The sequence below is a fragment of the Emticicia sp. genome (genome assembly GCF_043780375.1).
Classification (GTDB): Bacteria; Bacteroidota; Bacteroidia; order Cytophagales; family Spirosomataceae; genus Emticicia.
On sequence record NZ_JAYWCU010000158.1, the window covers coordinates 1 to 12826 of the forward strand.

Consider the following 12826-nt stretch of genomic DNA (forward strand, 5'->3'; position numbering starts at 1 on the left):
TACGAAAGCATCAAGAGTTTCTTGCATACAATTGCTCCTGATAAAGAGAAAATTCTGAAACTTCATTCAGGAAAAAGTAAACTTTTTGAGCAATTTGGCATTGAAAAACAATTAAAATCATTGTTTGGTCGATCGGTTAGCTTGCCAAACGGCGGTTATCTGATAATTGAACATACTGAAGCACTACACGTTATTGATGTAAACAGCGGCAATAAGTCAACACAGGAAGATGACCAAGAATCTACGGCTTTAGCTGTAAACTTGGAAGCTGCCAAAGAACTTTGCCGTCAGTTACGAATGCGTGATATGGGTGGAATTATTGTGGTGGATTTCATTGATATGAAGAAAAACGAAAATCGTCGTTTGATTCAAGAAGCAATGAAAGAAGAAATGAAAGGTGATAGGTCGAAATATACGATTTTACCAATTTCAAAATTTGGTTTGCTCCAAATTACCCGCCAACGAGTTCGTCCAGAAATGAATATTGTTACCCGCGAAACTTGCCCAACTTGTGGCGGGACAGGTACGATTCAAGCAAGTATCGTTATTACAGATTTGATTGAAAATAACCTCGATTATATCCTTTCAAAGCAAAATGAAAGCGGTATTAGTATCGTGCTGCACCCATTTATTTATGCCTATTACCGTGAAGGGATTTTTTCAAAACAAATGAAATGGTTCTTGAAATATAAGGTTTGGGTAAAACTCATCAAAGATTCTTCTATTGGTATCACCGAATTTCATTTCCTTAATAAATTAGGCGATGAAATTGAAATTGGGTAATAGACTGATTATCAGTTGATTGCGTGACTTTAAAATCAATTTTTTTTATCAAAGTACACACATTTTGCAGGTTTATCTTGCCGAATATACTACGGCTTTAATCAAACGAAGATTATTAAGTTCGTCAATTTCAATTATGTTTTCTTGAGGCTACCATCAGTACTTGATTTACTTTTTCGCTTATGACAACCATTGCTTCAGCAGTGATGGCTTTATTAATTTCGTTGATTAATTCTTTTGGTTTCATTACTATTCTCCTTTTTTGAGTGCTTCGATTAGTTTGTTAAGCGTACTGATTCTGTCAAGGTATCATCATATTTCTGCGTCGCTTAAACAAACCATCCAAATTGCGTAAGAGTGTTTTATAGGCTACTAATTGTAGACTATATTGTACGATTAGTTATTTTCTCTCTTCGCTTGACATAAGTTAGGATTAAATTTCACTTCTCGCTCTTCTCTTGCCAGTATTTTACTTCGATTTCGGATTTTAACAAATATCTCTTCATTACGGCTTGCTTTTGGGTGGCAGCTTCTTTGATAATCTACTGATAATTAGGGATTTAATTTCTAAAACTCCATTAATTTCAAGGAGGTATGTGTAGCCATCAGTTGGAAATGTTTATCCAAACTGCAAAGTTCTATGTTATTAGTAATGCACTGTTGGGCAATCATCAAATCGGGTAGCCCCACTTTATTGATACCATATTGTAGGTTTAAAAGTTGTAAAGCTCTTATGCCTTCCCAAAAGATAGTATGAGGTATGCATGGTAAGGCTTCCAAACTTTCGATGAGTGTGGTTTGCTTTCGATGTTGGAGAGCTGGAATAAGTTCAGAAAGTATAATTTCGTTGGTGCAAACTAAATCTAAGTTGACAAGAGTTTGCAATATTTCTGCATTTTCGCCTGACCGCAAGTAGCCAATCCAAACCGATGAATCTACTAAAATCATAGCAAAGAAGTTCTATCTCTAAGGCTGTTTAAATCAATATTCAAATCAACTTTACCTTTGAAATTGAGTAATTTTAGGCGTTTTTCTCGCAAAATAACTTCATGTAAGGCTTTTTTGATAGCTTCAATTTTTGATTTTGAGCCAGTTGCTTTCATTGCTTCTGCAATCAAGTCTTCGGGTAAATCAATTGTAGTTTTCATATATTTGTATATAATTTTATATATACAAATATATATATATAAATATGGCATTTACAAATATTTCTTCATAATCACCTGCTTTTGGGCGGCTGCTTTGTTTATAACCTGCTGATTAGTAGCTATTTGTGCTTCGATTGCCTCTATTTCGCCAGTAATTTACTTCTATTTCAAAACGGTTCGGCGTTCCGACGGGTGGCATTCCGATTTTCTTTTCGGATTATAGGGATTTTATAAATTTACTCGTTTTTCTTCATTTCTCACTCTTTTCTCGCCAGTATTTTGCTTCGATTTCTGCCTTTTCTTTTTCAGATTGCATCAATTTATTTTCTAAAATGGCTTTTTCTATTTTGGTGTTGGGTTTCTATAAAATCACAAAAACTTCACACAATCATCTGTAATAAAGCGGTTCGCCGCCCACAAACTCGCATCTTGTACACACGCAGGCAAGCCCGGTGGTGTGGGGTTTTCGGCTTCTGAAACTTGTAGATTTAGGGCGAGTAATTGCGTGAGAATATCTCCTCCTTTCTCAAATCCATAACATTCACCAACGGCAGTATCAAGTATTTCGTGGAGTTCTCGGAGGCGATTTCTGCCCGGTTTTTCGAGGGTTCGGTACAAATCTCGAAGGCTCATTTTATAGTCTTGTAGCATTTTGGTACGCTCTTGGTGAAGTTGCTTGGCAACTTCGGTTACACGTATAACTGACTGACTATAAGGGTTTTGTGGAAATGAAAAGGTGTCCCAGATTGTGTTTGCAGTATATCTTAATCTATCTTCCAAGGTTGAACATTTTGCTTTCCACCATTCAAAATGAATCACTGAATGAATAATGCCAAATGAATAATAATCATCAAAACTAAAAACCATTAAGGCATCATTTGGTCGAATTTCGGTACTGACAAATTCAAAAATATTGCGTTTTGAAATTCTTGCACATGAAATATATCTTTTCAAAGGTTTTATTTTTTCAAGCAAATCTTCACGACTATATGACAAGTGCCACCAATTATTGTAGAAATTGATATGATGTTTATTTACAGTCGCTTGTGGGTTTATTTTTATCGCTTCGTCATTTTCAGCTTGTTGTTTTTCTCCCTTTTCTTTTCTATCTGGCAAAACGTTTTTTTCAACTATTTTAAATGGCGTTTTTAAACTTGCCGATTGAATCAAATCTTTTCCTGAAAAATCAATAACAAACCGTTTTGGTTGAGAATTTAGATTACCAATCAACTCATCTGCAATCAAAAAAGGCTTCATAACCTCCTTATAATCAGGGTTTTGTGTTAAAATTTTCTTGGCTTCATTTACTGGCAAAAGAAAACCTTCATGCCCATGTGATTGTCCTTGAAAAACGCATTTTGGGTGGCGGTTACACTCTAAAACCTTTGCCGCCGCCACATCCACTTCAAGGCTCAAACTGCTATTTATCGTTGCTTGTTTTGTTGCAAACAAAACATTTTTTTCGTTATAAGAAAACAAAAACTTATCTCCTTCGTACTCACCTTTTATCCAATTCACAATCGAAACAAAAACTGCCGCTTCGCCACTCCAATCTTGCGAGTTTACGGCATTAAAAATCGTTCCACCATTTTTTACAATATAATCCAAACTACCTTCACGGCTATAATTTTGCCTAATTGTATTGGTTGCCACCAAACCTGCCCTGCCATTATTTTTAAGGGTTTTGTGTCCTTTATAAAACCAATATACACAAAAATCTGCCCTTCCAGGTACTTCTGCGTAGGCATTTCGCAGCTTATTCATATATTCTACGCCAAATTCGGCTTGCATTTTATTTTTGCTTTGATAAGGAGGGTTTCCGATAATGACATCGGCTTCAATCCATTTTCGAGCTTGGTTGCCATCAAGTAGGGCATCGCAGCAAATAATATTTTCGTCGAGATTATCCAAAGGTAAAGGGCTAAATTTGTTGTCGTAAGCCTCACGGTGGTCGAGCCATGCCAATTCTTTTGCTACCATAAGCGTAACTTTGGCAAGCTCTACGGCAAAAGGTTTGAGGTCATAGCCATGCAGTTGCTTGGTATTTACGTAAGAATAATTGAGCAAAAATGCGGTTAGTTGCTTGCTATCTTCTCTACTCACAATGGTTTCACGAAGTAATGTAAGGAGCTTTTTCTCCAATAATTTCATTTCTTTAAACGCCACGAATAAGAAATTTCCAGAGCCACAAGCAGGATCAAGTACCTGATAAACAGCCAGTTGTGTCAATAATTGAAAATATTCAGTCATGGATTGGGCAGCATCAATGCGTTCATTCCAAGGCTGCACGATGCAGGGGTCAATGATTTTTTTGATGTCAATTTCGTGTGTGTAGTGGGCACCCAATTTATGCCGTTCGGTGGTTTCGAGAGCCGCCTCAAAAATGCTTCCAAAAATGGCAGGGTTCACATTTTTCCAATTTTGCATTGAAGCGGCATCAAGCATATTGAGTTCCTGCAAAGTAAGTTCAATCGGCTTGACGGTTTCAAAAAGTCCACCATTAAAATATTCTACGCCATTATACCTCATACCTTCCGAAACGCCCTTGGTGTTCATTTCCTTGAAAAGCCCACCAATCAAATCATAAGAAATCGGAATTTTGTCATTGCCATGCACGGCTGTATTATTTTCGAGGGCTTCTTGGACCAATCTTGTAAAAATTGTGTTGGGCAGTAATTCTACATCTTCAGCAAACATGGCAATAATGCACTGCATACAAAAGCGTAGAGCATCTTCACGACTTACGCCACGCTTGACCATCGAACGAAAAATTTCAGCGATTTTTTCGGCAGCTTTGCCCGTTACATCTTGCAGGTTTTTGCCAAAAACAGGCTTAGTGGCTCGTGGGAGAAGAAAACCAAAGGCATCTTTTCGCTCTACGAGGTTGGTGAGCTTTACAATTTCGGCTGGTTTATAGATGCTTATTTCGTAATCATAAATCCAAAATTCATCAAAATTGCAGAGAATTACATAGCGTGGGCGGTCGCCAGCGAGCATGAGCCAATAGGATTGTGCTTGTTGCAAGTGGATTTCGAGGTTTTCGCCACGTTTTTTCATTTCAATCAAAACCCGCTTTTTCCAGACCAAATCACCAAAAGAAGTGCTTCGATTTTTCTCGTTTTTTAGTCGAAACTCACATTCAGCACCAGCATCTTTTAGCCCTTCGGCATAGTCAAGAGCCATAAAAAAGTGGTCAAGAAAAATCTGAGCTTCACCTTTTTCATCGCCTTTGATATGTTTATGGCAATAATCAACGAAATTTTGGAGGTTTTGCATGAATTTGCTACTTTGTTAAAGGCGAAATATAGCAAAAAAGACTCATAAATATAAAAATCTGATACAAAGAGGAACAGGATTTTACAAAGGAATGGCTTTGTTAAACTCTCCGATAGTGGAAAAATGTTTTTGGCTACAGAGACTATTGAGCAGCTCTTCAATAAATAGGCTTATATTGATATAATTTCTGCATTTTGTTTTTCTTTCGTATCTTTCCATTCAAGAAAGTTTACATCTTTTTTTAACCCCTATAAAAACATATTTTCTATGAAAAAACTCCTCGTTTTTCTGTTATTTCCTTGCCTAACATTTGCTCAACAAATCGATAAAAAAGAATGGAAACAACTCTTTAATGGTAAAAATTTGAATGATTGGAAAGTAAAAATTAGGAATTATGACCTTAATAATAATTATGGTAATACATTTCGTGTGGAAGATGAAATGATGCAAGTTAGATACGATGCCAGTGCCTATCCTGCTTATAATGAGCGTTTTGGGCATATTTTCTATAAAGATAAATTCTCGTACTACAAGATTGCGGTAGAATATAGATTTGTGGGCGAACAAGCAATCGAAGGGCCAGGTTGGGCAACTCGCAATAGCGGAATTATGATTCATTGCCAAACTCCTGAAAGTATGGGTAAAGACCAAGATTTCCCGATTTCAATTGAGGTTCAACTACTGGGAGGCTTAGGAAAAGGCCCTCGTACTACCTGTAATGTATGTACGCCTGGTACAAATATCGTCTATGAAAATAAGCTTGATAAGCGTCATTGCATTAATTCTACGTCAAAAACATACGATGGTGACCAATGGGTAAGAGCTGAAGTAACGGTTTTGGGCGATTCGGCAGTGATTCATTATGTAAACGGTGAGAAAGTTTTAGAATATCAAAAACCTCAAATCGGTGGTGGAAATGTAAGCGGACATGACCCTGCGTTAATGGCAAATGTGAAACTTTTGCAGGAAGGCTATATTTCACTACAAAGCGAAAGCCATCCAGTTGATTTTCGTAAAGTTGAGTTGCTCAATCTTTGTGGTTGCACCGACTCAAAAGCAAGTAATTTTAAGCCTTATTTCATAAAATCAGACAATTCTACTTGCATTTACAAGAAAAAGAGGAAGAAATAAAGAAGACTTTATAGAATAGAGCCTATCTATTTTCATTGAAAATAGATAGGTTCTATTTTTTTATGAAATTTCATACTCCCTTTTTCTACATTTTATTTTTCTTTTGTATCTTGCACTCAACTTGTCTATACAAGTAAATAAATAATCTATCAATCTTTTATAAATACTTGATAATCAATGAGTAAGCCTCAAAATATTGCAATGCTCGGCACTGGTCTTATTGGCTGGTTTTATACAAAATCATTGCACGAACACCGCCGCCCCGACCGTGTGCAGGTTGTTTATTCGAGAAGCGAAGAGCGAGGAAAAGCTTTTGCCGAAGAATGGAATATCCCAAAATTTACGACCAATATGGAAGATGCCATCAAAGACCCAAACGTAAATACAGTTATTGTTGGTCTCCCAAACGATTTGCATTTTGAAGCCATCAAACTTTGTTGCAAACACAAGAAAAATGTACTTTGTACCAAACCTCTGGCTCGTACGGGTGCAGAAGCCAAGAAAATCTTAGATATGACCGAAAAGGCTGGAGTTTTCAATGGTTATCTCGAAGATTTGGCATATACACCTAAAACTTTACACGCTTTACAGTCTGTCAAAAATGGGGTTATTGGTCGTGTAACTTGGGCAAGGTCTCGTGAGGCTCATCCTGGCCCACATTCGAGTTGGTTTTGGGATTTGAAAAAAGCAGGTGGTGGAGCAATTGTAGATTTGGGTTGTCATTGCATCGAAATTGCCCGAAATTATATCGGAAAAGACATTCGTCCAGTTGAAGTGATGTGCTGGGCAGCAACGCAGGTAAAGCCCATCGAAGCAGAAGACAATGCCATTGCATTGGTAAAATATGCCAGTGGAGCAATGGCACAGTTTGAAGTAAGTTGGTCGTTTCGGGGAGGAATGGATTTGCGAGATGAGGTTTCAGGCACAGAAGGAGTTATTCGAACTGACCATTTTATGCATACTGGCTTTGAGATGTTTACTGCCGCTACAGAAGCTAATTATGTAGCAGAAAAGGCCGAAACGGCTTCGGGTTGGTTATTTCCTGTGGGTGATGAAGTAAATTCGCTTGGGTATTCACACATGTTTACCGATATGTTTGACAGCATCGACAAGGGCACAACGCCAATGGAAAGTTTTTATGATGGGTATATTGTCAATGCCGTGATTGATGCTTGCTATAAATCGGCAAAAACTAAAAAGTGGGAGCCTGTGCTTATCAAAGATTGGCGAGGAAGAAACGATGTTACTGAACCATCGCCATTCGTCGAATATGATGCTGACCATTGGTATATAAAAGACGAATTTATGCCTGATGGCAGGAAAAAAGTAATTCTGAAAGAAAAAGCAACGGGCAATATTATTCAGAAGATTGTGTAAAATATTAAGAAAACTAAGCTCTTCCATGTTTTTGGAAGAGCTTAGTTTTTTGCATAATTTATTTTTTCAATGAATTTATCCAAGTGGCAATTTTCAAGGCATCGGCTCTCGGAACTTGTGGCATTGGTGCCATTTCGGTAGCATATTCTGGCCAGTTTTTAGGCTGTGGTTTGTAAATAAGTTCTACAATTTTTGTATCCGAATAACCTCTTTTAGCCACATCTTTATAAGCTGGGCCAACCATGCGTTTTTCGGTTTGGTGACATGCCAAACAAGTGTGTTTTTGCAATAAAGGCTTTATTTCTTCAAATGTGGGAGCTTTTACAACCATTTTCTTGGCTTTTGCATCATCGGGTGTTGTTAGTTTAACTTCGGCTGTTGCCGTAGCATTTACTTTCAAATTTGCTGGACGAGGTATGAAGTTGCTCATTTTTTCACCACTCGGAATATTATTTAAAGTATAATAAGCCGTGTTGTGTAGTAGCATTTTATCATCAAGGTCTTTCACACCATCGGACTTTAATTCATGAATATAATGCTCACGCAAACCATCAACCAATAATCTTACTTTCATGCCATCGTCTGAAATTTTCAAACCTTTAACATTTAAGAATTTTTCATCGACAGTTGGGCTACCATAAACAGGTTGATATTTATAAATAAAACTACGAATTTGATAGTTTTTGAAATTAGCAGCAGTGGCTTTATTAATAGGCTTTGTAAATTCTATTTCAAAGCCATCGGGTGTAGCTTTTAGTGTTTTCATTTCAAAAGGCATTTTTCCTGTCCAAACTAAACGCTCTACACCCGAAGTTGTAGTGCCTGCCGAACCCCAACCACGATTGGTTTCACCAACAAACATTGAACCATCATTGCCAAAAACCATGCGAAGTGTTCCTGACTGAAAACCATCTTTAAAAGGAAAAGCAGCCCCTTGGTATTCGCCATTTATTTTCTCAATAAATACCCGTGTAAGGTTACTTTTTCCTTGGTCGCCTATGAAAAGCTGACCAACAAATGGCCCAAAAGCTCCATTGGTTTCGTCTTTGATAATCTCAGAAGTTGAAATTCCTAAAATTCCGTGAGGCAACCAAACGGCTGGTAATTTTAGCTCAGGAATATCTTTTTTCATTTCAAAGAGGTATTTTCCACGCTCACTTTCAATGTTTTCTGGTTTGATATAAAAACCATTGGCATCTTTGGTTTTACGAGGGTCGATTTTAGCGTATAATTGTTCGGTAGTGAGTTTTACTGGTGAATTTGGCTCACCTGTCCAACGCAAACCTGCAGGATGCCCCATAAAGTCACCTTTGTTTACTTGGGCAATAAAACCCGAACCCATCCAATCGCCTTGGTTATCGCCATACCAAAATTCGCCATCAATTGCACCAATTCCACATGGCGAACGCATTCCTGTTGCGTAAGGCTCTAATTTTCCATCTTCCGAAATTTTCATTGCCCAACCTCTCCCTGGTCTGCGACTTTCGCCTCTCCACCATTCTTCGTCGCCAAAAGCTACATTTCCTGTGATAATCATTGATCCATCAGGCATTACTTTGGGGCCATAAGTATATTCGTGGTAATGTCCTGAAATGGGTAAATTGTAAACCGTTTCATAAACATCTGCTTTTCCATCGCCATTTTTATCAATTAGTTTGGTCAATTCGCCACGTTGCGTACAGTAAAAAGCTCCGTTTTTATAGACAAGACCTAAGATTTCGTGCAGGCCAGTTGCAAATTTTCGGAAATAAGGAGCCGAACCACCATTCATGTAAGCATTGTTTATAATCCAAACATCGCCTCGACGAGTTCCTATAGCCACATCTCCATTAGGCATGGTAGTGATACCACCAACTTCCAAAAGCATACTTTCGGGAACTGGCAATGTAAGTATGCGGTAATAATCATTTTCGGCAGTGTTTTGGGCGAACACGCTCGAAAATGTCATTAAAGAAAGAAATATTTTTATGATATTTTTCATTGATTTTTAAGTTTTTATTAATTTGGTTTTAGAACTTAGGTTTTATGAATTAGTCAAGATATTACCTAACTTACTCCTACCGTAAAACCTACCAAATAATCGAATAAGTAATTTTTTCACCCAGCGGGGTGCCGCCCATTGGTACAACTAATTCTTTCATACCATTTGATTCTCGGATACTTGGCATGCCATCTACGACCTTTAGATAATAAGCATTTTCACCAATAATATATAAGCCTTCGGGTGTTTTAGTTATGTTTTTGGCAGTTGCCAATCTCGCATAAAGATTTGCTGCTGAACCTTTTATAGCAATTTCACGCTTGAACATCTTTCCATCTTCACTCGGCGTAATTTTGTCCGAAATATTTGCACCTCCGAAATCATATTTGAATGTGGGTTGACCATTTTCGTCTAATTCATACCCTCTTGTACGGTATGAAGCATCAATATTTCCCCACGCTTTTGCTGGTGAATCAAGCACATTCAATAATGGGGCATCGCTTAGAGAAGTTCTGCTCCCCATCGGTTTTGAGCTTCCGTCTCCACGGTCGTTCCACATTGGGGTTGTATTCAAGAAACCACCTTTCCAAATTTGGAATAAAGCACCGTTGTCTAAATCGTAAGTAAAATGAATATTTTCTTTGTTTCCTACCGAAACAGCATGCACTACTCGCTTACCTTTACCATCATCTTTAATGTCCATGAATGAACGTAATATAACAGGCTCAGTAGCTGTATTCAACAAAATTGGCGAAGTTGGATTGGCAACGAGTGCCGAATTTGGATAATGAAGTGGGTGCTTACGAATAGTTTCGGACTCGGCATAAAGCCCCAAAGATGGTTGTAACCAACCGTCAGTTTTCCAATAATACATTTCAAAATCGACTTCACCTGCAGGAAGTTCGATAGTCATTTGACGACCTTCACCCGAATTTAGCCAACTGTTTTTAAAGGCTTCTTGTCTATTTATTTTTATTTGCGTATTTCCACCATGAATTGTCGTGAAAGTATATTTTCCTGCTTCTGGCACTTTAATTTTGCCTACATATTTTACAGCAAATTCATTTTCGGCGTTACTTACTGCCCAATTTAATAGATTTGCATTACCGCTGTTTGTAGGTTTTATTTTTTCTATATCATCAATCGTGCGGAAGTTTCCTTTATAAACACCAAATTTCAAATCGCTAAAAGAAAGTGTTTTTTGGTTATAGCTTTTGTATTTGATATTGCGAAAAGCTATATTTCCGTGGTCACCTTGAAACCGTAATGGCCCCTGTGCTACTTCGTTATCTACTAAAGCTCCACGTGTTTGACCTGTTAGTTCAACATTTTCGTGAATCAAAACATCATTTAATATAATCGAAAGGATTTTTGCATTGCTAATTTTTTTTCCAGCAGCATCAAAGCGTGGTGCTTGAAACGAAATTTTGATATTTTGCCACAAACCCGGAGCTTTGGCTACATTTATTCGTGGAGCAGTTCCTTGATAACCTTTCGAACCTTCGGGTTTTGATTCGTCCCAACGTTCGTAGATTCCTCCACAGTCATTATATTTAGCTGTTTTTTTGCCCCAACTATCAAACAACTGAATTTCATAACGCCCTTGAAGATAAACTCCTGAATTTGAACCTTTTGCCATCATAAAGTCAAGTTCGATGTCTAAATCGCCATGTTCCATGATAGTTAGCAAATCTTTATCAATGCCGTATTTGCCAATTTCGTGTTTACATACTAAAATGCCCGTGCCTGCTTCGGTCGTTGTCACATTCATTTGGTCGATGCTGGATGAAACGCCTCCAACAATGCTCCAATTTTCTTTGATAGGTCTAAAAGCCGACATGTCAGTGAGCGGAAGGGTTTGTTGGGCATAAGCAGTTCCTGCCCATAAGCCACAAAAAGTGAGAATTTTAAAGAAGTTTTTCGTCATTGCTATAAATTAGGTTTGAAAAACAAAGATAAGGTCAAAAAATAGATTTGAAGTAGAGATTTTAAAATAATTTAATATTACAAGAAAAGCATATATTATGAGTATAACTTTTCATTTTGTTGTAAACTTGCAGTTTAAAACACCTTTCATGAGATCTAACCGCATTATTCTGATTTTAATATTTTTTTGTATTGGCTATGTGCTTTATTATAAAGATAAAGCTGGGCCAATTGAGAGCTTTTGGAAAACCGTAACAAGTGTTTTTAAGTCAAAAGAGTCAGATGTAGAAAAGAAAAACCCTTATAAAGCACCCGAACCTGACAATGAAGCAAGTGCTACTAAAGATGATGAAAAAAATGACGACGTAGCAACCGCTACTAATAAAAAACAAACTGATAAGCAGGAATCTACAAAGGATGAGCCTTCAATATTTGATAGAATAAAAGACAAGGTTTTTAACCAAGATTCGCAAGGTGAAACCCCTACCGATAATGAAATTCCTGCTTTTGCTTTGCCAGCTATTCATAAAGGAGATGAAATTATAAAGCACAAAAACTATACACTTCGTTACGAAGAAGAATATGAAGTACCTGCTTGGGTAGCTTATAAACTTCGTGGAGAGTATACAAAAGGTATTGCCAACAGAAGTGGCAATCAATTTATACCTGACCGAAAAGTAAAAGATAATTCTGCCCTGACAGGTGATTATAGCAATACGGGTTATGACCGAGGACACATGCTGCCAGCAGGAGATTTTAAATGTTGTCAGGAATTGATGAATGAAACTTTTTTTATGAGTAATATTTGCCCACAAGTGCCAGATTTTAACCGTGGTATTTGGGAAAACATTGAAGCCAGGGTTCGTGGTTGGGCTGTGAGAGATGAAGAATTATTTATTGTAACAGGCCCTATTTTGCGAAAAGGTTTACCAACAATTGGGCGATACAACAATGTAGCAGTGCCTGAGTTTTTTTATAAGATTGTATTATTTTATCAGCCAAAAACGGGTAAAACCCCTCGTGCAATTGCATTTTTATTGCCAAATGAAGCTCTTTTTGGGAAAAAGATGAATAATTATGTACTTTCTATTGATGAAGTAGAAAAAGCAACAGGCTTAGATTTTTTTGCTAAGCTGCCCGACGACCTCGAAACAAAGTTAGAAGCCAAAAGCGAATGGGATGCTTGGACGAAAATTCAATAAGT

9 protein-coding genes are annotated in these 12826 nt (G+C 37.4%); 4 read left to right on the forward strand and 5 right to left on the reverse strand.

The window, feature by feature from the left end:
• The coding region (locus ACH2CJ_RS12505; protein WP_394993147.1) for a ribonuclease E/G at positions 1 to 783 on the forward strand (783 nt) is incomplete at its 5' end.
• Positions 784 to 1350: 567 nt separating this feature from the next.
• Here ACH2CJ_RS12505 and ACH2CJ_RS12510 read toward each other — a convergent pair.
• The 3 genes from ACH2CJ_RS12510 to ACH2CJ_RS12520 all read right to left on the reverse strand — a co-directional run bounded on the left by ACH2CJ_RS12510 (position 1351) and on the right by ACH2CJ_RS12520 (position 5207).
• Entirely contained in the window at positions 1351 to 1731 is a 381-nt protein-coding gene (locus ACH2CJ_RS12510; protein WP_394993148.1) for a PIN domain-containing protein, read from the reverse strand.
• Positions 1728 to 1931 (reverse strand): type II toxin-antitoxin system VapB family antitoxin, encoded by a 204-nt coding sequence (locus ACH2CJ_RS12515; protein WP_394993149.1) that lies wholly within the window; start codon positions 1929 to 1931, stop codon positions 1728 to 1730. Before ACH2CJ_RS12515 ends, ACH2CJ_RS12510 begins: the two co-directional genes overlap by 4 nt.
• Before the next feature lie 369 nt (positions 1932 to 2300).
• On the reverse strand, positions 2301 to 5207 hold the full coding sequence (locus ACH2CJ_RS12520) for a DNA methyltransferase (protein WP_394993150.1): 2907 nt from the start codon (positions 5205 to 5207) through the stop codon (positions 2301 to 2303).
• 267 nt (positions 5208 to 5474) lie between these two features.
• Between ACH2CJ_RS12520 and ACH2CJ_RS12525 the strand changes: the two genes are divergently transcribed.
• Positions 5475 to 6338: a DUF1080 domain-containing protein gene (locus tag ACH2CJ_RS12525; RefSeq protein WP_394993151.1), complete on the forward strand. Its 864-nt coding sequence runs from the start codon at positions 5475 to 5477 to the stop codon at positions 6336 to 6338.
• A 177-nt stretch (positions 6339 to 6515) separates the two neighbouring features.
• On the forward strand, positions 6516 to 7715 hold the full coding sequence (locus tag ACH2CJ_RS12530; protein ID WP_394993152.1) for a Gfo/Idh/MocA family protein: 1200 nt from the start codon (positions 6516 to 6518) through the stop codon (positions 7713 to 7715).
• A 58-nt stretch (positions 7716 to 7773) separates the two neighbouring features.
• Here ACH2CJ_RS12530 and ACH2CJ_RS12535 read toward each other — a convergent pair whose 3' ends face one another.
• Both ACH2CJ_RS12535 and ACH2CJ_RS12540 read right to left on the reverse strand, forming a co-directional pair.
• Entirely contained in the window at positions 7774 to 9696 is a 1923-nt protein-coding gene (locus tag ACH2CJ_RS12535; protein ID WP_394993153.1) for a hypothetical protein, read from the reverse strand.
• Between the two features lie 88 nt (positions 9697 to 9784).
• On the reverse strand, positions 9785 to 11623 hold the full coding sequence (locus ACH2CJ_RS12540; RefSeq protein WP_394993154.1) for a DUF1080 domain-containing protein: 1839 nt from the start codon (positions 11621 to 11623) through the stop codon (positions 9785 to 9787).
• 148 nt (positions 11624 to 11771) lie between these two features.
• Here ACH2CJ_RS12540 and ACH2CJ_RS12545 point away from each other — a divergent pair, with 148 nt between their 5' ends.
• Positions 11772 to 12824, forward strand: coding sequence for a DNA/RNA non-specific endonuclease (locus tag ACH2CJ_RS12545; protein ID WP_394993155.1), 1053 nt, complete (start codon positions 11772 to 11774; stop codon positions 12822 to 12824).
• Positions 12825 to 12826 lie beyond the last annotated feature (2 nt).

Coding starts and splice junctions, on each gene's coding strand:
- ACH2CJ_RS12510 (WP_394993148.1), bottom strand. CDS start 1,731: ATGATTTTAGTAGATTCATCGGTTTGGATTGGCTACTTGCGGTCAGGC.
- ACH2CJ_RS12515 (WP_394993149.1), bottom strand. CDS start 1,931: ATGAAAACTACAATTGATTTACCCGAAGACTTGATTGCAGAAGCAATG.
- ACH2CJ_RS12520 (WP_394993150.1), bottom strand. CDS start 5,207: ATGCAAAACCTCCAAAATTTCGTTGATTATTGCCATAAACATATCAAA.
- ACH2CJ_RS12525 (WP_394993151.1), top strand. CDS start 5,475: ATGAAAAAACTCCTCGTTTTTCTGTTATTTCCTTGCCTAACATTTGCT.
- ACH2CJ_RS12530 (WP_394993152.1), top strand. CDS start 6,516: ATGAGTAAGCCTCAAAATATTGCAATGCTCGGCACTGGTCTTATTGGC.
- ACH2CJ_RS12535 (WP_394993153.1), bottom strand. CDS start 9,696: ATGAAAAATATCATAAAAATATTTCTTTCTTTAATGACATTTTCGAGC.
- ACH2CJ_RS12540 (WP_394993154.1), bottom strand. CDS start 11,623: ATGACGAAAAACTTCTTTAAAATTCTCACTTTTTGTGGCTTATGGGCA.
- ACH2CJ_RS12545 (WP_394993155.1), top strand. CDS start 11,772: ATGAGATCTAACCGCATTATTCTGATTTTAATATTTTTTTGTATTGGC.